This window comes from Streptomyces sp. f51, assembly GCF_037940415.1.
In the GTDB taxonomy this organism is placed as follows: Bacteria; Actinomycetota; Actinomycetes; order Streptomycetales; family Streptomycetaceae; genus Streptomyces.
Map to the genome: position 1 here is coordinate 7,199,670 of NZ_CP149798.1, position 17,898 is coordinate 7,217,567.

At 71.9% G+C, this 17,898-nt stretch carries 17 protein-coding genes; 10 read left to right on the top strand and 7 right to left on the bottom strand.

Annotated elements, in window-relative coordinates; translation table 11 throughout:
* Window positions 1–24: 24 nt before the first annotated feature.
* Window positions 25–1,560: a cytosine permease gene (locus tag WJM95_RS31220; protein ID WP_339133799.1), complete on the bottom strand. Its 1,536-nt coding sequence runs from the start codon at window positions 1,558–1,560 to the stop codon at window positions 25–27.
* A 100-nt stretch (window positions 1,561–1,660) separates the two neighbouring features.
* On the opposite strand from WJM95_RS31220, the gene WJM95_RS31225 reads away from it, so the two are divergent.
* Window positions 1,661–3,118 carry a PucR family transcriptional regulator ligand-binding domain-containing protein gene (locus WJM95_RS31225; protein WP_339133801.1) on the top strand — a complete coding sequence of 486 codons (1,458 nt, stop codon included), beginning with the start codon at window positions 1,661–1,663 and terminating at the stop codon, window positions 3,116–3,118.
* 87 nt (window positions 3,119–3,205) lie between these two features.
* Here the strand turns inward: WJM95_RS31225 and WJM95_RS31230 are convergent, their stop codons facing one another.
* Window positions 3,206–3,838 (bottom strand): TetR/AcrR family transcriptional regulator, encoded by a 633-nt coding sequence (locus WJM95_RS31230; RefSeq protein ID WP_339133803.1) that lies wholly within the window; start codon window positions 3,836–3,838, stop codon window positions 3,206–3,208.
* A 64-nt stretch (window positions 3,839–3,902) separates the two neighbouring features.
* Here WJM95_RS31230 and WJM95_RS31235 point away from each other — a divergent pair, with 64 nt between their 5' ends.
* Together WJM95_RS31235 and WJM95_RS31240 are read left to right on the top strand one after the other, a co-directional pair.
* Complete coding sequence (locus tag WJM95_RS31235) at window positions 3,903–4,781, top strand: ABC transporter ATP-binding protein (protein ID WP_339133805.1); 879 nt, start codon at window positions 3,903–3,905, stop codon at window positions 4,779–4,781.
* The gene (locus tag WJM95_RS31240; protein WP_339133807.1) at window positions 4,771–5,529 is read left to right on the top strand and encodes an ABC transporter permease; all 759 of its coding nucleotides are present in this window, start codon (window positions 4,771–4,773) and stop codon (window positions 5,527–5,529) included. The genes WJM95_RS31235 and WJM95_RS31240 overlap by 11 nt, the downstream gene beginning before the upstream one ends.
* On the opposite strand, the gene WJM95_RS31245 is transcribed toward WJM95_RS31240, so the two are convergent.
* Entirely contained in the window at window positions 5,526–6,134 is a 609-nt protein-coding gene (locus WJM95_RS31245; RefSeq protein WP_339133809.1) for a TetR/AcrR family transcriptional regulator, read from the bottom strand. The two genes, WJM95_RS31240 and WJM95_RS31245, sit on opposite strands and share 4 nt — an antisense overlap.
* Window positions 6,135–6,376: 242 nt before the next feature.
* Between WJM95_RS31245 and WJM95_RS31250 the strand changes: the two genes are divergently transcribed.
* The 4 genes from WJM95_RS31250 to WJM95_RS31265 all read left to right on the top strand — a co-directional run bounded on the left by WJM95_RS31250 (window position 6,377) and on the right by WJM95_RS31265 (window position 10,034).
* Window positions 6,377–7,396 (top strand): aldo/keto reductase, encoded by a 1,020-nt coding sequence (locus tag WJM95_RS31250; protein ID WP_339133811.1) that lies wholly within the window; start codon window positions 6,377–6,379, stop codon window positions 7,394–7,396.
* A gap of 79 nt (window positions 7,397–7,475) precedes the next feature.
* Window positions 7,476–8,189: a VanZ family protein gene (locus WJM95_RS31255; RefSeq protein WP_339133813.1), complete on the top strand. Its 714-nt coding sequence runs from the start codon at window positions 7,476–7,478 to the stop codon at window positions 8,187–8,189.
* Window positions 8,190–8,248: 59 nt separating this feature from the next.
* On the top strand, window positions 8,249–8,938 hold the full coding sequence (locus WJM95_RS31260) for a response regulator transcription factor (protein WP_339133815.1): 690 nt from the start codon (window positions 8,249–8,251) through the stop codon (window positions 8,936–8,938).
* On the top strand, window positions 8,931–10,034 hold the full coding sequence (locus WJM95_RS31265; RefSeq protein WP_339133817.1) for a HAMP domain-containing sensor histidine kinase: 1,104 nt from the start codon (window positions 8,931–8,933) through the stop codon (window positions 10,032–10,034). The genes WJM95_RS31260 and WJM95_RS31265 overlap by 8 nt, the downstream gene beginning before the upstream one ends.
* An 8-nt stretch (window positions 10,035–10,042) precedes the next feature.
* On the opposite strand, the gene WJM95_RS31270 is transcribed toward WJM95_RS31265, so the two are convergent.
* Complete coding sequence (locus tag WJM95_RS31270; RefSeq protein WP_339133819.1) at window positions 10,043–11,458, bottom strand: DEAD/DEAH box helicase; 1,416 nt, start codon at window positions 11,456–11,458, stop codon at window positions 10,043–10,045.
* Window positions 11,459–11,743: 285 nt separating this feature from the next.
* On the opposite strand from WJM95_RS31270, the gene WJM95_RS31275 reads away from it, so the two are divergent.
* Window positions 11,744–13,396 carry a sigma-70 family RNA polymerase sigma factor gene (locus WJM95_RS31275; RefSeq protein WP_339133821.1) on the top strand — a complete coding sequence of 551 codons (1,653 nt, stop codon included), beginning with the start codon at window positions 11,744–11,746 and terminating at the stop codon, window positions 13,394–13,396.
* Between the two features lie 105 nt (window positions 13,397–13,501).
* Here the strand turns inward: WJM95_RS31275 and WJM95_RS31280 are convergent, their stop codons facing one another.
* Window positions 13,502–14,098, bottom strand: coding sequence for a TetR/AcrR family transcriptional regulator (locus tag WJM95_RS31280; protein ID WP_339133823.1), 597 nt, complete (start codon window positions 14,096–14,098; stop codon window positions 13,502–13,504).
* Between the two features lie 399 nt (window positions 14,099–14,497).
* Here WJM95_RS31280 and WJM95_RS31285 point away from each other — a divergent pair, with 399 nt between their 5' ends.
* On the top strand, window positions 14,498–14,980 hold the full coding sequence (locus tag WJM95_RS31285) for an ATP-binding protein (RefSeq protein ID WP_339133825.1): 483 nt from the start codon (window positions 14,498–14,500) through the stop codon (window positions 14,978–14,980).
* A gap of 54 nt (window positions 14,981–15,034) precedes the next feature.
* On the opposite strand, the gene WJM95_RS31290 is transcribed toward WJM95_RS31285, so the two are convergent.
* Together WJM95_RS31290 and WJM95_RS31295 are read right to left on the bottom strand one after the other, a co-directional pair.
* Window positions 15,035–15,850, bottom strand: a complete 816-nt coding sequence (locus tag WJM95_RS31290) for an alpha/beta fold hydrolase (RefSeq protein WP_339133827.1) — start codon at window positions 15,848–15,850, stop codon at window positions 15,035–15,037.
* Between the two features lie 231 nt (window positions 15,851–16,081).
* Window positions 16,082–17,047: an MHYT domain-containing protein gene (locus WJM95_RS31295; RefSeq protein ID WP_339133829.1), complete on the bottom strand. Its 966-nt coding sequence runs from the start codon at window positions 17,045–17,047 to the stop codon at window positions 16,082–16,084.
* 319 nt (window positions 17,048–17,366) lie between these two features.
* Between WJM95_RS31295 and msrA the strand changes: the two genes are divergently transcribed.
* Complete coding sequence (msrA, locus tag WJM95_RS31300; protein ID WP_339133831.1) at window positions 17,367–17,879, top strand: peptide-methionine (S)-S-oxide reductase MsrA; 513 nt, start codon at window positions 17,367–17,369, stop codon at window positions 17,877–17,879.
* The last annotated feature ends 19 nt before the right edge of the window (window positions 17,880–17,898 follow it).

The window sequence follows — 17,898 nt, forward strand, 5'->3', positions numbered from 1 at the left end:
GTCGGTGGGGGTGGCAGCGGAGGGTCAGACGGCCGCGGCGGGCTCGGCCGCCCTCTCCTCGGCGCCACCGGTGATCGGCGTGATCGCGGCGTCGGTCGACGGGACGAAGCGGGGTCCTTCGGGGCCGAACACGGCGCGCGGCTCGGGGAAGAGCGTGAGCGCGGCGAAGTAGAGGACGACCGCGAGGGCAAGGCCGACCGGCAGCGAGATGTCCGCGCCGTTCGCCAGGTTGCCCAGCGGGCCGACGAACTGGCCCGGCAGGTTGGTGAAGAGCAGGGCGACGACGGCGCTGACGAGCCAGGTGCCCATGCCGCGCCAGTTCCAGCCGTGCGCGAACCAGTAGCGGCCGCCGCGCTGACGCCGGTTGAAGACCTGGAGGTCCTCCGCGTCGTACCAGCCGCGCCGGGTGACGAAGCCGAGCGCCATGACGACCATCCACGGTGCCGTGCAGGTGATGATCAGCGTGGCGAAGGTGGAGATGGACTGCGTGAGGTTCAGCGCGAAGCGGCCGATGAAGATGAACGCGATGGACAGGACGCCGATGAAGAAGGTGGCCTGGACGCGGTTGAAGCGCGGGAAGACGCTGGAGAAGTCCAGGCCCGTGCCGTAGAGGGACGTCGTGCCGGTGGACAGGCCGCCGATCAGGGCGATCAGGCACAGCGGCAGGAAGTACCAGCCGGGGGAGATCGCCAGCAGTCCGCCGACGTAGTTCGGGGCGGCCGGGTCGACGTACTTCGCGGCCTTCGAGGCGATGATCGACGCGGTGGCGAGACCGAAGAGGAACGGCAGCAGGGTGGCGATCTGGGCCAGGAACGCGGCGCCCATCACCCGGCGGCGCGGGGTGTTCGCCGGGATGTAGCGCGACCAGTCACCGAGGAAGGCGCCGAAGGAGACCGGGTTGGAGAGCACGATCAGGGCGGCGCCGATGAACGAGGGCCAGAACAGCGCGTCGTGCGTCGAGGCGAAGGCGCCCGGGTAACCGGGGTCGAAGTCACCGGCGAACGCGAAGGCGCCGAGCACGAACAGGGCCGAGGCCGCCATCACCGCGATCTTGTTGACCAGCAGCATGAAACGGAAGCCGTAGACGCAGACGACGAGCACGAGCCCGGCGAAGATCGCGTACGCGATGCCGTACGTGACGTCCGACTCGGGGACGTGGACCAGCCGGTGCGCGCCGCCGACGAGCGCGTCGCCCGAGGACCACACCGAGATCGAGAAGAACGCGATCGCGGTGAGCAGGGACAGGAAGGAACCGACGACCCGGCCGTGCACACCCAGGTGCGCGGAGGAGGACACGGCGTTGTTCGTGCCGTTGGCGGGACCGAACAGCGCCATCGGGGCCAGCAGCAGCGCACCCGCGACCAGGCCGAGGACGGTCGCCGCGAGCCCCTGCCAGAAGGAGAGGCCGAAGAGGATCGGGAAGGCGCCCAGCACACAGGTCGCGAAGGTGTTGGCGCCGCCGAACGCGAGCCGGAACAGGTCGATCGGCCGGGCCGTGCGGTCCTCGTCAGGGATCCGCTCGACGCCGTATGTCTCGATCTCGGTGACCGATGTCGTCACGGCCCCTCCCATCTATTTTTGTACACCACTCAAATATCGGCACCCACAGTGTGAGGCCCCCGGTGACCTGCGACAATGGTGGGCATCACAGATGCGTACGATGTCTTTTGTGGCCGGCAACAAACTGACGATCCAGGACCTGCTCTCCTCGCCCGCCCTCCAGCTGACGCTGAAGGCCGGCGGCGGCCTGGACCGGTCCGTCTCCTGGGCCCACGCCAGCGAGCTCGTCGACCCGACGCCCTGGCTCATGGGAGCCGAGCTGATCATGACCGCGGGCCTGGCCATCCCCAGGAGCGCGGCGGAACAGCGCGCCTATCTGGAGCGCCTGGACGACGCGGGGGCGTCCGGTCTCGCGCTCTCGGCGCAGCTGCACATGCCGCCGCTGCACGACGCGTTCTTCCGGGCCGCGCGGGAGCGGGACTTCCCGGTCCTGGAGGTCCCGCTCGCCGTCCCCTTCATCGCCGTCGCCCAGGAGGTCGCGGCCTCGGCCCAGGAGGAGGCCAGGCACCGGCTCGGCGCCCAGCTCCAGGTGTTCGGCGCGCTGCGCTGGCTGGTCACGGAGGACCTGGACACGCCGACACTCCTGAGGCGCCTCGAAGGGCTGTCGGGCTACGACGTGTTCCTCTGCACGCCCCAGGGGCGCCCGCTGCTGCCCGGAGTCCCCGTTCCGGACCCCGCCGTCCTGCCCGCCTCCGTCGACGCCCCGCCGAGCATCCCCGGCGGATTCGTCCTCCCGGTGCCCGCGCCCGGCGGCCCCGCGGGCTTTCTCGTCGCGTACGAGCGGCCGGGCGCCCGGCCCTCGGGACTCGCCGTCGTCCAGCACATCGCCACCGTCGCGGCGCTGCGGCTGGCGATGGTGCGCAACGAACGCGAGACACTGCGCCGTGAGGGAGCCGAGACGCTCGCCGAACTGCTCCAGGAGGTGCTCGACCCGGAGGCGGCGCGCCGACGGCTGGCCCGTCACGCGATCGAGGGCGACGCGGTGCTGCTCATCGTGCGCCGCACCACCGACGAGGCGCTGCTGCGCTGTCTGGAGGACCGGCCGCATCTGCTGCTCACCCGGGGCGAGGACCGCTATGTCCTCGGGGCACCGGAACTGGCGGCGGCCGTCGGTGAGCTGCCCGCCGTGGCGGCCGGGGCCAGCCGCCCCTTCGCGCCGGGGGCCGCGTTGAAGGTCGCCCAGCGCGAGGCCCAGTGGGCGGTGTCCAAGGCCGTCGAGTCGGGCCGTGCCGTCGTCCACTACGGCGACGACGGGGCGGGCCGGTGGCTGCCCGACGACCCCGCCGTCCTGACGGCGCTGGTCGAGCACGTGCTCGGCGGCGTACTGCGCTACGACGAGAGCCACGACTCGCAGCTCCTGGTCTCCGCCCGCACCTGGATGGAGCGCGACCGCCGCACCGAGACGGCGGCCGCCGCGCTGCACATCCACCCCAACACCCTCGCCTACCGGCTGCGCCGCTTCGGCGCGCTCGCCGACCGTGATCTGACGTCGACGGCGGCGCTGGCCGAGGTCTGGCTGGCGATCCAGGCGGCGGGGGCGCTGGGCCTCACCGACTGAGCGGGCCGTCCGCTCCCCGCGTCCCGGGCGTGGAACCTCCCGCGCGGTGCCCGGGTGCGGATCATCTCTCGCGGTGCCGGGGACGGATCACTTCTCGTGGTGCGCGACCGCCTCGACCAGGCGCGTGATGTCGGCGAGGTCGGCCTCGAACTCGGCGGTGAGGTCGAGGGGCAGGTCGAGCCACGGCCCGAGCGCGCTGTGGCCGGGCAGTTCGGTGTCGTCGGGTCCGCCCCGGCGGCTGCGCGGGTCGCCGGCGCCGGGAGCGAAGCGGCCCGAGGCCTCGGAGGCGGCGAAGCCGATGACGAAGGTGCTGATCAGGCGTTCCAGTCTGGGCACCTGGGGTTCGGGGACCCCGGCCTCGATGAGCGCGGTGTAGATGATGTCCACCGCGCGCAGGCCGTCCGGGGTGACGGCGGGCCGCGAGAAGAGCAGCTGCGCGGCCCAGGGGTGCCGCTGGGTCACCTTACGGGCCGCGTGCGCCAGGGCGCGGAGCCGTTCGTCCCAGGCGCGGTGCTCGGCGGGGTCCGGCGGCAGCAACGCGGTGAGCAGCCGTCCGACCATGCCGTCCAGCAGTGCCGACTTGTCCTTGACGTGCCGGTACAGCGCCATCGGCGTCACCCCGACGCGGTCGGCCAGGGCGCGCATCGAGACGGCGTCGACCCCGTGCTCGTCGGCGATCTCCACGGCGGCGTCCAGGATCTCTTCCCGTCTCCCACTCATGGGTCTACAGTGTAGACGTATACAGTGTAGACGTGTACGGCGTAGACCTTGTGAAGGACGGATGATGCTGGTCGCAGAGGGATTGGTGAAGCGGTACGGCTCACGCCGCGCGCTCGACGGGTTCGACCTGACGGTGCCCGCCGGGGAGATCGTGGGGCTGATCGGCCACAACGGAGCGGGCAAGACGACGTTCGTCGAGATCGTCGCCGGTCTCGTACGACCCGAGGCGGGCCGCGTCGCCATCGCGGGGCTCGACGCGCTGCGGGAGGGCCGGGCCGCGCGGCGCTTCCTCGGAGTGGCCCCGCAGGAGCTCGCCCTCTACGGAGGCGTCACCGCGCGGGAGAACCTGCGGCTGTTCGCCGGACTCGCGGGCTTCCGCGGGCGGCGCGGGGCCACGGAGATCGACCGGGTCCTGGACGAACTGTGCCTGACCGCCGTGGCGGACCGGCCCGTGGCCGCCCTGTCCGGCGGGCAGCGCCGCCGGGTCCAGGCGGCCACCGCCATGGTCGGATCACCGCCGCTGCTCCTGCTGGACGAACCGACCGCCGGGGCCGACCCCGAGACCCGCTCGGCCCTGCTGAGCGCGGTCAGGGCCCGCGCCGAGGCGGGTGCGGCCGTCGTCTACACGACCCACTACCTGCCCGAACTCGTCGATCTCGACGCCACGTTGGCACTCGCGAGGTCCGGCCGGATCATCGCGCGCGGCACCCAGGAGGAACTCACCCGTCATCTGCCCGGCGAACTCCGGGTCACCTTCGCCGACCCGGGCGAACCCGAGCTGCGCCGGCCGACCACGGATCCCGGTGCCGATCTGGCGGCCCTGCTCGCCTCCGGCCGTACCCCCGCGTCCGTCGACGTACGCCGCCCCGGACTCGACGACCTCTACCGCTCCATGGAGACCGCCGGAACCGCGACGCCCACGGAGGTCCGCGATGCCGCGTGAGTCCGCCGCCCGACTGTGGGTGCTGGTGCGCCACAACGTGCTCCTCATGGCCCGCGAACCCGGCCCGGTGCTGAGCCGGATGATCCTTCCGCTCGTCTTCATCACGCTGCTGCGCCCGCTCTACATCACCGGGCAGGGCCGTACGGCCGGCACGGAACAGGCGGTCGTCGGCACGCTGGTCACCTTCTCGCTGCTCGCGCTCAGTATCTGCGGCGGCGCGATCCTGACCGAACGGCTCGGCCGGACCTGGGACCGGCTGCGCGGAACCACCCTGCGTCCCGCCGAACTGCTCGTCGGCAAGGCCGTCCCGGCCTTCGTGGCCCTGCTCGCCCAGCAGTTCCTCATCGTGGGATTCGCCGTGTGCGTCTTCGGCCTGCGTGTCCCGCACCCGTTCCTGCTCCTGGGCGTTCTGCTCAGCTGGAGCTGCACGCTCCTCGGACTCGGTGCCCTGTTCGGCGTGCTGGTGGGCAGCCTGGGCGCGCTCTCGGCCGCCTTCGACATCGGCGGGATGCTGCTGAGCAGCGTCGGCGGCGCGCTCGTCCCACTGGCCGCCCTGCCGGTCTGGGTCTCGGACGTCGCCCCGGCCTCGCCCGGCTACTGGGCCGTTCACGGCATACGCGCCGCCCTGTCCGGCGACGCGTCCACGGTGGCCGAAGCCTGCGGCACGCTGCTCGGCGTGGCGCTGGTCTGCGGATCCGTCGCCTCCGTCCGACTCCGTGGCCGCAGCGGCCGGTTGGTGGCCCTCTAGCGGGAAGCGGTCGGCTGCTCGGGTCGGCGCAGGCCCGCGACGAGCGTGCCGACCAGTCGTCTCGCGTCGTAGCGCGGGTCGTTGTGGGCGCCGATGCAGAGGTTGCCGATGCCGCGCATCAGCTCGTACGCCGTCGGGCCGGGGTGGATCTCGCCGGACTCGGCCGCGGCGTCCAGGAGTTGGCCGCACACGGGGAGCAGGCGGTCAAGGAAGTAGGTGTGCAGCGACTCGAACGCCGTGTTGTCGGGCTGGAGTACGGCGGCCAGTCCGTGCTTGGTGGCGAGGAAGTCGACGAACAGGTCGATCCACCGGGACAGCGCCTCGTACGGGGAACCGCTCTCGCTCAGCAGGACCGGCCCCGCCTCGGCGCACGCTTCGACCTGGTGGCGGTAGACGGCCACGATGAGGTCGGCCCGCGTCGGGAAGTGGCGGTAGATCGTGGCCGTCCCGACGCCGGCCCTGGCGGCGACGTCGCGCACGGGTGCCTCCACGCCGGACGCGGCGAAGATCGCGGCGGCTGCGTCGAGCAGGATCTCCTGGTTGCGCCGGGCGTCGGCCCGTCGGGGGCGGCCCGCCTGTCCCGTGGCCTCGTCGCTGTCGCTCATCGTTCGCCCTTCCCTCCGTGTCCGTCCCCGCCGGGGCTCACCCGCCGCGAAGCCCCGGCCCGCTCGCAGCACTAAACGGGACACCGTTCCGTATCGGCTTGCGAAGCGGGACACTGTTCCGTATCGTAAAACGGGACGCCGTTCCGTTTGTTCATGATGGCAGACGGGGGACCCGGCGACCAACCCGCGGCTCGCCCGCGAAGCCCTCGCAGCGGCTCGCCCGCGATGAAGGAGACACAGTCATGCAGTACCGCACACTCGGCCGCACCGGTGTTCAGGTCGGCTCCCTCGCACTCGGCGCGATGAACTTCGGCAGGATCGGGCGCACCACCCAGGACGAGGCCACCGCGATCGTGGACGCGGCTCTCGACGGCGGGATCAACCTCATCGACACCGCCGACATGTACGGCGACGGCGAGTCGGAGGAGATGGTCGGCAAGGCCATCGCCGGCCGCCGCGACGACATCGTGCTGGCCACGAAGGCCGGCCTGCCCATGGGCGACGAGCGCAACCACCGCGGCGGGTCACGCCGTTGGCTGATCACCGAACTGGAGAACAGCCTGCGCAGGCTCGGGGTCGACCACGTCGATCTCTACCAGATCCACCGGTGGGACCCGGCCACCTCCGACGAGGAGACCCTGGCGGTCCTCACCGACCTCCAACGCGCGGGAAAGATCCGCTACTTCGGCTCGTCCACCTACCCCGCCCACCGCATCGTGCAGGCCCAATGGACCGCCCGCGAGCATCACTTGAGGCCCTTCGTCACCGAACAGCCCAGCTACTCCATCCTGCAACGGGGGATCGAGGCCCATGTCCTGCCCGTGACCGAGGAGTACGGCCTCGGTGTCCTGGCCTGGAGCCCGCTGGCCTCGGGCTGGCTGTCCGGCGCGGTCAGGAAGGGGCGTGACATCACCACCAGCCGCTCGGGGCTCATGCCGCAGCGCTTCGACATCGGCGCCGACTTCAACCGGGCCAGGCTCGACGCCGTGGAGAAGCTGGCGGAGGTCGCCGAGCAGGCGGGGCTCACCATGATCCAGCTCGCGCTCGGATTCGTGACCGCGCATCCGGCCGTGACGAGCGCGCTCATAGGACCCCGCACGACGGACCACCTGCACGCGCAGCTCGCCGCCGCCGACACCGTGCTCCCCGCCGACATCCTCGACGCCGTCGACGCGATCGTGGCCCCCGGCACGGACCTCGCCCCGCACGAGAAGTTCGACACCCCGCCGGCGCTCCTCGACCCCTCGCTGCGACGCCGCTGATCCCCCGGAACCCCGTGTATCGCCGGCGTATCGGAAACCGCATACGCCGCCGCAACCGGTGCTCCGCTTGACTGGCCGCATGAGTCACAACGCACCCCTGTCGGCACCTCCCCGCCGCGCGCGCGGGACCGTGCTCCTCGGCCTCGCGGTCCTCGTTCTGGCGGGCGCCCTGTTCGTCATACGTCGGCCGCTCATGATGTCCGCCCCGCGGTGCGTGGCCGGGCACTGGCACGGCTGCTACGACACGTTCAACGGTGTGGTGCTCATGGCGCTGGTCGCGGTGCCGTTGTCCGTGCTGATCGCGTGGGCGCTCGCGTCCTGGCGGCAGGCCCGAGGTGCCACTTCGACCTGGGCGTGGCGCCGGTCGCTGGCCGAGGTGGGCATGGTCCACGGGACGGTGCCGTTCCTGTGGCTGACGATGATGCCCGGCCTGGCGCCCGGCGTCGCTCCCCGCCGCGTCAGTCTCGTACCCCTGCGGGATCTGGTCACGATGGGCGCGGGCGGGATCATCGGCAACCTGCTGGTCTTCGCGGCGCTGGGATTCTTCGCCCCCATGCGGTTCGCGTCCCTTGCGTCCGTGCCGAGGGTCCTGGCGCTGGGGGCGGGCTGCTCGGTCCTGGTCGAGGTCGCGCAGTACGTCCTGTGGCTGGACCGGGTGTCCTCCGTGGACGACGTCCTGGTCAACGCCACCGGCGCGGTCCTGGCCGGACTCGCGTCGCGCCGCTGGTGGCGCACCCGGGACCAGGCGCACGCGGACCGGCCCCGGCAGCCCGAGCCGGTGCGGGCCCGCTGACCGGCGTGCCCGCGTCGCCGCATACGACGGCGATATGCCGTCCTGCTTAGGCTTCGGGCATGCGCGTACTGATCGTGGAGGACGAGCCCTATCTGGCGGAGGCCGTCCGTGACGGTCTGCGGCTGGAGGCGATCGCCGCCGACATCGCGGGCGACGGCGACTCCGCCCTGGAACTGCTCGGCGTCAACTCCTACGACCTCGCGGTCCTCGACCGCGACATCCCCGGCCCCTCGGGGGACGAGGTCGCCCGGCGCATCGTCGCCTCCGGCAGCGGCATCCCGATCCTCATGCTCACCGCGGCCGACCGGATCGACGACAAGGCGTCCGGCTTCGAACTCGGCGCCGACGACTACCTGACCAAGCCCTTCGAGCTGCGGGAACTCGTGATGCGGCTCAGGGCGCTCGACCGCAGGCGCGCGTACGCCCGGCCGCCGGTCCGCGAGATCGCGGGCCTGCGGCTGGACCCGTTCCGCCGGGAGGTCTTCCGCGACGGACGTCATGTCGCCCTCACCCGGAAGCAGTTCGCCGTGCTCGAAGTCCTCGTCGCCGCCGAAGGCGGTGTCATCAGCGCCGAAGAGCTGCTCGGGCGGGCCTGGGACGAGAACGCCAACCCGTTCACCAACGCCGTCCGCATCACCGTCTCCGCACTGCGCAAACGACTCGGCGAGCCCTGGATCATCGCCACCGTGCCAGGCGTCGGCTACCGGATCGACACCGGCACCGGCACCTCGGACCCCCGCGGTGAATAGACGTCCCGGGCACAGTGCCCGGCTGAGGCTCACCCTCAGCTATGCCGGGTTCCTCTTCGTCGCCGGCACCCTCCTGCTGGCCGTGATGTGGGTGTTCGTGCTGCGCTGGCTGCCGACGGCCGACCCCCGGCTCCTCCAGAAGACGTACGGCGCCGTGATCATCGTCGGGCCGAGCCGCACCGACCTCCTGCGCGGCTTCGCCCCGGCCGCGGGCGTCGCGCTGGCCTTCCTGCTGGCGTTCGGCCTGCTCGGGGGATGGATCCTCGCCGGCCGGATGCTCTCGCCGCTCGCGCGGATCACCGGCGCGGTGCGGACGGCCGCGCACGGATCGCTGTCGCACCGGATCCGCATGAAGGGCCGCCAGGACGAGTTCCGCGAACTCTCCGACGCCTTCGACTCGATGCTCGAACAACTCGAGTCCCATGTCGCCGAGCAGAGACGGTTCGCCGCGAACGCCTCCCATGAACTGCGCACCCCGCTGACGATCTCGCGCACGCTCCTGGACGTCGCCCGCAAGGACCCCACGAGGGACCGGGACGAACTCATCGAGCAGCTGCACGCCGTCAACACACGGGCGATCGACCTCACCGAGGCCCTCCTGCTGCTCAGCCGCAGCGATCGCGGGGACTTCCCCCGCGAGAGCGTCGACCTCTCCCTCATCGCCGAGGAGGCCGCCGAAACGCTGCTCCCGCTCGCCGAGCAACGCCGGATCACGCTCGACGTCACCGGCGAGGCGGCCCGGACCAGTGGTTCCGCGGAGCTCCTGCTGCGGATGGTGGCGAACCTCGTCCAGAACGCCGTCGTCCACAACATCCCCGACGGCGGCACCGTGACCGTCCACACGGAGGCGCACGGTGACACGAGCGTGCTGCGCGTCGAGAACACCGGCCGGCCGCTCGCGCCGGAACTGCTGCCGACCCTGACCGAACCGTTCCGGCGGGGCACGGAACGCGTCCGCACCGACGAGCACGCGGGCGTGGGCCTCGGACTCGCCATCGTGGCGGGCGTCGTCCGCGCCCACGACGGGACCCTCGAACTCCTCGCCCGCCCCGAGGGCGGTCTCCTCGTCACGGTCCGGCTGCCCGCAGGACCGTGAGCCCGGACTCAGCGCCCCTTGCGCACCCGGGCCGCCGCGCGGGCCTCCGCCGCCTTGCGGGCGTCCGCGGTCTTGCGCGACTCCTTGCCGGCGCGTCCGGGACGGGTGCCCATACCGCGGAACGGCGCGTTGCCCGTACTCGTCTTCGGTCCCGTCGGCGGGCGCCTGGCCCCGGTGATGGCGCTCAGCGCGGCCTCGCCCGAGCGCACCTGTGTCTCGGTGGGCCGGATGCCCGCCTCGGACATCAGCCGGTTCACGTCACGGCGCTGGTCGGGGGTGACCAGGGTGACCACCTTCCCGGACTCGCCGGCGCGGGCGGTGCGCCCGCCGCGGTGCAGATAGTCCTTGGCGTCGGCGGGCGGGTCCACGTTGACGACGAGGTCGAGCGCGTCGATGTGAATGCCCCGCGCGGCGACGTTGGTGGCCACCAGCACGTTGATCTCGTCGTTCTTGAACTGGGCGAGCGTGTGCGTGCGCTGCGGCTGCGACTTCCCGCTGTGCAGGGCGGAGGCGCGGATACCGCTGGCCCGCAGGTGACGGGTGAACTGGTCCACGCCCGCCTTGGTGTCCAGGAACATCAGCACCCGGCCGTCACGGGCGGCGATCTCGGTCGCCGTCGCGTACTTGTCGGCGCCGTGGATGTTCAGTACGTGGTGCTCCATCGTGGCGACCGAGCCCTCGACCCGGTCGACCGAGGCGAGCACCGGGTCGTGGAGGTACTTCCGGACGAGCTGGTCCACGTTGTGGTCGAGCGTCGCCGAGAACAGCAGCCGCTGCCCGTCGGCACGCACCTGGTCCATCAGGTCCGAGACCTGGGGCAGGAAGCCGAGGTCGCACATCTGGTCTGCCTCGTCCAGCACCGTGATCCGCACCTGGTTCAGGAGGCAGTCCCGGCGTGACACCAGATCGGTCAGCCGCCCCGGCGTCGCGATGAGCACCTCGACGCCGGTGCGCAGCTGTGCCTGCTGCCGGTTGATCGAGAGACCGCCCACCACCGTCGCCAGCCGTACGTTCAGGGTCCGCGCGTACGGCTCCAGCGCGTCGCTCACCTGCTGGGCCAGCTCGCGGGTCGGCACCAGGACCAGGGCCAGGGGCCGCTTGGCCTCGGCCCGGAGACCGGCGGTCCGGGCCAGCAGGGCAAGTCCGAAGGCCAGCGTCTTGCCGGAGCCGGTCCTGGCCCGGCCGAGGACGTCGTGTCCGGCCAGGGCGTTCGGCAGGGTCGCGGCCTGGATCGGGAAGGGCTCCGTCACCCCGAGCCCGGTCATCTCGGCCACCAGTGCCGCCGGCAGGCCGAGCGCGTCGAAGGAAGCGGCGGGAGGCAGGCCGGTGCCCGGTCCGGACGGCGCCGCCCGGGAGCCGCCCCGCGGCGCCGGGTGCTGCCCGCCGGCGTCGGATCGTCCGGGGGCCGGCGGCTTCGCGTTCATGGGGAACCTTCCTCAGTTGGACGCCCGGGAACGCCCCGGGGCCCGTACCCCTCGGCACGGGCCCCGGTGACTTCGAAGCGTGCCCCCCATTTTACCAGCGGCCCCGGGCGCGGCGGGGTCCGGCCGCCCGCCGGACCCCGCCGATGTGACCTGCTTCCTTGCGATCGGTGCCCCGGTGTGGCAAGCATCTGCGCAACGAGTCTCCGAAGAACTGTTATTCGAGGTTCCGCGGGCGGTCTCCCAGACAACGGCAGCATCGTTCGGAGTCGAGGACAGGGAAGTTTTATGAGGAGACAGAACCCGGTGGATCCGGCGGCACTGGTGACTGCCGCCCGGTCGGGCGACCCGGCGGCTCAGGACGCCCTGGTGAGCGCCTATCTCCCCTTGGTCTACAACATCGTCGGACGCGCGCTGAACGGTTCCGTGGACGTCGACGACGTCGTGCAGAACACCATGCTCCGTGCCCTGGACGGGCTTGAGGGCCTGCGCTGTCCTGAGAACTTCCGCTCCTGGCTCGTGGCGATCGCGATGAACCAGGTCCGCGGGCACTGGCGGGAGCGCCTGCTCGCCCCGGACGGGGTGGAGGAGGCGGAGGACCTCGCGGACCCGGGCGCCGACTTCGTGGACCTGACCATGGTGCGGCTCCAGCTGTCGGGCCAGCGCCGGGAGACCGCGCTCGCGACCCGCTGGCTCGAACCCGACGACCGCGGCGTGCTCTCCCTGTGGTGGCTGGAGTGCGCCGGTGAACTGACCCGGACCGAGGTGGCCGAGGCGCTGGAACTCTCGCCACAGCACGCGGCGGTCCAAGTGCAGCGGATGAAGGCGCAGTTGGAGACCGCACGAGTGGTCGTACGAGCCCTCGCCGCCGGTCCGGACTGTCAGGAACTGCGCGGTGTCCTCGCCTCGTGGGACGGCCGGCCCTCGTCGCTGTGGCGCAAGCGGATCGCCCGGCACGCCCGCGATTGTGTCCGCTGTTCCGGACTGTGGAGCGGACTGATGCCCGCGGAGGGGCTGCTGGCCGGACTGGCGCTCGTCGCCGTGGCGCCGGGGCTGACCGCGGCGCTGCGGAGCGCGTCGGGAGGGATGGCGGCCACGGGTTCGGCATCACGCACCCCGGCCGCGGCGGGGCGCGGGGAGACGGGTTCGGCGGGGCACGGGCGCCGGGCGCCCCGCGGACGGGCGGCCTCGCGCGGCGAGGCGCGCAGGCGCCGGCGCGCACGACGCCGGGCCCTGGGCGGTGCCCTCGTGGCGGTCTGCGTGGCGGGCGGCGGACTCTGGTACTTCGACCTCGGGCCCGGATCGCGGACGGACGACGCCGGTCCCACGCGGGCCGCGGACACCCCCGTCGTGGACCTCTCGGCACCGGACGCCTCCGGCACCTCCTCCGCGACGGCCACCGCCTCGCCTTCCCCCTCGCCGTCCGCGTCCCCGTCGAGAAAGCCGAAGGCGTCCAGGGCGTCGCGTCGTCCCGCCGTGCCGACCAGGTCGGCCGCCGCGACCTCGGCCGCGCCGACGCGGAGGGCGTCCGGCGTGCCGCAGACGCAGTCGGCACCGACGACGACGGTGGGGCAGGTGGTCGCGCTCGTGAACAAGGAGCGGGCGGCCGCGGGCTGCGGTCCCGTCACGGAGGACCCGCAGCTGGAGAAGGCGGCTCAGGCCCACTCCGACGACATGGCCGCCCGGAACTTCTTCGAGCACACCAACCCCGACGGCGCCGATCCGGGGCAGCGCATCACCGCCGCCGGATACCAGTGGTCCACGTACGGCGAGAACATCGCCATGGGGCAGCAGACCCCGCAGTCCGTGATGGACTCCTGGATGAACAGCCCGGGGCACCGCGCGAACATCCTCAACTGCTCGTTCAAGAACATCGGTGTCGGTGTGCACCGGGGTTCGGGCGGCCCTTGGTGGACCCAGGACTTCGGGGCGAAGCTGTGAGGCCGGGCGCCGCCTCCCCCGCCGGGGAGCCGCCGCTCGTGGCCGGACCGGACGCAGCTCGGGGGTCGGCACGTCTCAGGCACGCACCGTGGGGGCGGCCGCGTCTCAGGTGACGTGCCAGCCGGGTTCGAGCCGGTCGAGGAGCGCGTGGAAGACCGCGTCCGCCCGCTCCCGGCCGCCCTCGGTCAAGGAGGCGACGACCAGGCCGAACGTCGTGTCGACCAGGAGGCCCGCCTCGGTACGGGCCCGGCCCTCCGCCATGCCCAGGCCGCGGAAGGCGGAGGCGAGCAGGTCCCTCCACTCGGCCAGCACGTCACTGAGGACGGGCCCGTACCGGTCGGGGTCGATCAGGCTCGCGGCCATGATCTCGAGGTACAGGGGGAGGGCCCGGCGCAGGTCGGGCGCCCCGAACTGCCGCCAGGTCTCCTCCATGAAGCGCCGGATTCCCGCCGGGTCCCGCGGGGCGGCCTCGGCGGCGAGCGTGTCCCGGGCCCGCAGCAGCGGTCGCCTCTCGTCCAGGGCCAGGGCCTCGGCGACCATGGCGTCCTTGCTCCCGAAGTAGTACAGGAGCATGCGGTCGCTGGTCCCCAGGGCCTGGGCGAGCGGGCGCAGGGACAGCCCGGCCAGACCGTTGCGCACCAGGTACGCGCGGACGCGGTCGGTCAGCTCACGTCGTTTCACCTGGTCGGACGGTCGTGACATGAAGGCTCCCGGTGGCCGCGGTGGGGACGCGGCGTCGTGCCGACGCGGTCGCGGACGTGATCGAGCGGGGGTGCGTGTGACACCTCACACAGTCCATATGTCTGATGAGTACCCTTGGGATGGATTCTTACCGTAGCAAGTGCTACATGTATATTTGTTATCGTGACGGGCGTTACGGGAACGCGTGACCTGACACATGTCCGGACCGGTCGTCGACGGGTCCGTGCCGCTCGGGCGGTGTGGTCGCCGGCAGTGCAGAAGGGACTGATTCCCATGGCCCCGGGGGCCATAGACCTCCTGGCGACACCTCGCCGGGGGCGCTTCGCACGGCTCTACCGCCGGCCCGAGGTATCGGGGCGCGAGGACGTCACGAGACGCGATCAGGAGGCCGAGGCATTCGTGGAGGCTGCACCCACCTCGTGGCTCGCCAGGAACATGGCTCTCTGGTCGCGTGTCCTGCAACCGATCCGCCCGTTCGACGCACCCCGCGCGAGCGTCACCCCCTGGGAGGCCTCCTGGCCGCTGTCCCGGGAGCTGACCTCGGCCCGCCGGGCCCGCCGTCTGGTGACGGCCCAGCTGGACGAGTGGGATCTGGAGGAGCTGGCCGACACCGCGGAACTCCTGGTCAGCGAGCTGGTCACCAACGCCCTGTGCCACACGCGCGGCCCCCTGCGGCTCAACCTGTGCCTGCGCGGCGACCGCCTCGTGTGCGAGGTCGAGGACACGGACCCCGTCTGCCCCGTGCGCCGGGAGGCGGACGCCGACGCCGAGGGCGGTCGCGGCACCGAACTCCTCGACCTGCTCGCCGAGAGCTGGGGCAGCACGTGCACGCCCACGGGCAAGACCATGTGGTTCGAGGTGCCGACGGAGACCCCGTCGTAGCAGCCGCCGAACGCCGGCTTCGACCTCGCCCGTCCCGTCGACCGGGCGGAGCGCTCAGCTCCGGGTGCTCACGTGGGTGGCCAGGAAGTCGAGGAGCGCGGCGTTGAACCGCTCCGGCTGTTCGGCGCCGGGAAGGTGACCGGCACCGTCGACGACGGTCAGCACCGCGTGCGGGACGAGCGCCTTGATGGCCTCGGCGTCCGCCACCGGCGTGAAGACGTCGTCGGCGCCGACGACGATCAGCACGGGGGACCGCACGGCGGCGAGGGTGTCCCGGTAGTCCGGACGCTCGGCCCGGCCGCGCAGGGCCGCGGCGGCTCCGCGGGGATCGGTGGCGCGCATCATGCGCAGTACGTGCTCGGCGACGTCCGGCATCGCGGTGACGTTGTAGTCGGCGAGCATCTTGCCGATGACCTCGTCCGCGTAGCCGTCCATCCCCTCGGCGAGGAGTCGGTCTGCCATCCGGTTGCGGAGGGCCTTGCCCTCGGCCGTCTCGGCGGGCGCGGAGGTGTCCGACAGGACGAGCGCGCGGACGCGGTGGGCGTGGCCGCGCTGGAGTTCCATGGCGATCTGCCCGCCCATCGAGACCCCGCCCACCACGGCACGCTCGATCTCCAGATGGTCCAGGAGCGCCACGAGGTCGTCGGCGAACCCGGAGAGATGAACGGTGCCCTGCTCCACCCCGCTGGCTCCGTAGCCGCGCAGGTCCGGGGTGACGACCCGGTGTCCGGCCGCGACGAGCGCTTCGACCTGAGGGGCCCACAGGGTCCGGTTGAAGGGATGCCCGTGGACGAGCAGGACGGGCAGCCCGGCCGGGGAGCCCGTGTCGTCGTAGTGGAGCGTCGTACCGCGCACGGCTGTGGAAGTCATGCCAGGCACCCTAGTCACAAGATCATCGGAACGGGTCCGAAGCGAGGTCGTGCGCCGAGGCCGCGCATCGAGGCCCGCCGCCGACGCCGTCCGCCGCAGCCGCCCGCCAAAGGCGTCCCGCCTGGGACGGGGACGGCGACGGGGAGGGAACGGGGGCGGGGACGGCGACGGCCCGGCACGAGCGCGAGGGTGATCGCGTCGGCCGGGCCGTCGAAGAGCGGGGCGGGAGGGTTACTCCCCCTCGTACCGGGCCCCGTAGGGGTCACCGGCGCCCGTGTCCCTGTACTGCGCGCGCTCGTCGGCGGCGGGCCACTGGGCCGGCGCCGACTGCCAGTTGCCGGCCGCCGGCGCGCTGTGCGCCATCGGCGCGGGAGCGTCCTGGATCCCGGACACCTGCACCGGCATGGTGTTTCCGCGTGCGACGACCTTGGACCGCGTCTTGGTCTGCTTGTCCCAGTTCTTGTCGCCGAGGATCAGGACCGGGTCGAACATGACGATGGCCGCGGCGAGGATCAAGAAGAGGATCGGGCCCAGGAGCATCGGCAGGAGGAGCGAGCTTCCCTCCTGGCCCGCGACGGCCGAACCGATGGTGTTGTGGAGGTGGACGCTCACGGCGGCCATGCCGGTGTAGTGCATGCCGGTGACGGCCAGGCCCATGACGAGGCTCGCGCCGAGGGTGCGGACGAAGCCCTGCACGGAGACGGCGGCCCACAGCGCGGCGGTCGCCGCGACGAGGGCGACGACCACGGACAGGGTCACGGTGAACGCGTTGTAGCGGAGGTCCCCGTTGAGCTGCATCGCGAACATGCCGAGGTAGTGCATCGTCGCGACGCCGAGGCCGGTGATGGACCCGCCCACGGTCAGGGCGGCGCGCGTCGCACCGCGGTGCCCGACGATGAACACGCCCGCGGAGACCACCACGATCGCCACGAGGAGACTGAGCACGGTCAGCGGGACGTCGTAGGTGATGGGGGTCTCCGCGACGGAGAAGCCCGTCATGGCGATGAAGTGCATCGTCCAGATGCCGCAGCCCAGGGCACTGGCCCCCAGGGCGAGCCAGCCCAGCCTCCATCCGGGCTCGTGGTGCACCGTGCGCACCACGCAGCGCAGCCCCAGCGCCGAGCCCACACAGGCCATGACGTAGGCGGCCACCGGGGTGACCAGCCCGTAACTGAAGCCGTCGATCGTGCCGTTCATCCGCTCCCTAACGCTTTACTGCTGACTTAAGAAGGACATTGAGCACGTTTCCTGGTAGCGATAGCAAATTCTCAAGCCGATGTTGATTGAAACTTGCGCGATCGTTATGGATCTCGGGCCGGAGCCCGCGTTCCGCGGCCCTGCGGCGTCCGGATGTCCGTGCCGTCCGGGGGCCCGGGCCGGGAATTTCGACGGGCCCTTCCGGCCTTGTGCAAGGCGGTGCCACGTTCGTGTGAGGACGGGGCTGAGGGACCGCGGGCGGCGCGTGAATCGCCGCCCGTGCGAGTCCGACGAGGACTAGGAAGATGGGGTGCGTGTGATGAGCGGGAACGAGGAGAAGGCGCTGCTGGCGGGCGGCTGCTTCTGGGGCGTACAGGATCTGATCAGGACGTTGCCGGGTGTTCTGGACACGCGGGTGGGGTACAGCGGCGGCGACGTGCCGAACGCGACGTACCGCAATCACGGCACGCATGCCGAGGCGATCGAGATCACGTTCGATCCCACGAAGACGGACTACCGGACGATCCTGGAGTACTTCTTCCAGATCCACGACCCGTCGACGAAGAACCGCCAGGGCAACGACATCGGTCTCAGCTACCGGTCCGCCATCTTCTACGTCGACGACGAGCAGAAGCGGGTCGCCGAGGAGACCATCGCCGACGTGGACGCCTCCGGGCTGTGGCCGGGGAAGGTCGTCACCGAGGTCGCGCCGGCCGGCCCGTTCTGGGAGGCGGAGCCGGAGCACCAGGACTATCTCCAGCGCTACCCCGACGGCTACACCTGCCACTTCGTACGTCCCAACTGGCGCCTGCCGAGGCGTGCGGAGGCCTGAGCCGGCCAAACCGACGTCC

What these genes read in the sequence shown, in the direction of transcription:
- WJM95_RS31230 (WP_339133803.1), bottom strand. Translation starts at nt 3,838, where the DNA reads ATGAGTGGGAGACGGGAAGAGATCCTGGACGCCGCCGTGGAGATCGCC.
- WJM95_RS31275 (WP_339133821.1), top strand. Translation starts at nt 11,744, where the DNA reads ATGAGGAGACAGAACCCGGTGGATCCGGCGGCACTGGTGACTGCCGCC.
- WJM95_RS31270 (WP_339133819.1), bottom strand. Translation starts at nt 11,458, where the DNA reads ATGAACGCGAAGCCGCCGGCCCCCGGACGATCCGACGCCGGCGGGCAG.
- WJM95_RS31295 (WP_339133829.1), bottom strand. Translation starts at nt 17,047, where the DNA reads ATGAACGGCACGATCGACGGCTTCAGTTACGGGCTGGTCACCCCGGTG.
- WJM95_RS31240 (WP_339133807.1), top strand. Translation starts at nt 4,771, where the DNA reads ATGCCGCGTGAGTCCGCCGCCCGACTGTGGGTGCTGGTGCGCCACAAC.
- WJM95_RS31245 (WP_339133809.1), bottom strand. Translation starts at nt 6,134, where the DNA reads ATGAGCGACAGCGACGAGGCCACGGGACAGGCGGGCCGCCCCCGACGG.
- WJM95_RS31280 (WP_339133823.1), bottom strand. Translation starts at nt 14,098, where the DNA reads ATGTCACGACCGTCCGACCAGGTGAAACGACGTGAGCTGACCGACCGC.
- WJM95_RS31260 (WP_339133815.1), top strand. Translation starts at nt 8,249, where the DNA reads ATGCGCGTACTGATCGTGGAGGACGAGCCCTATCTGGCGGAGGCCGTC.
- WJM95_RS31250 (WP_339133811.1), top strand. Translation starts at nt 6,377, where the DNA reads ATGCAGTACCGCACACTCGGCCGCACCGGTGTTCAGGTCGGCTCCCTC.
- WJM95_RS31235 (WP_339133805.1), top strand. Translation starts at nt 3,903, where the DNA reads ATGCTGGTCGCAGAGGGATTGGTGAAGCGGTACGGCTCACGCCGCGCG.
- WJM95_RS31290 (WP_339133827.1), bottom strand. Translation starts at nt 15,850, where the DNA reads ATGACTTCCACAGCCGTGCGCGGTACGACGCTCCACTACGACGACACG.
- WJM95_RS31225 (WP_339133801.1), top strand. Translation starts at nt 1,661, where the DNA reads ATGTCTTTTGTGGCCGGCAACAAACTGACGATCCAGGACCTGCTCTCC.
- WJM95_RS31255 (WP_339133813.1), top strand. Translation starts at nt 7,476, where the DNA reads ATGAGTCACAACGCACCCCTGTCGGCACCTCCCCGCCGCGCGCGCGGG.
- msrA (WP_339133831.1), top strand. Translation starts at nt 17,367, where the DNA reads ATGAGCGGGAACGAGGAGAAGGCGCTGCTGGCGGGCGGCTGCTTCTGG.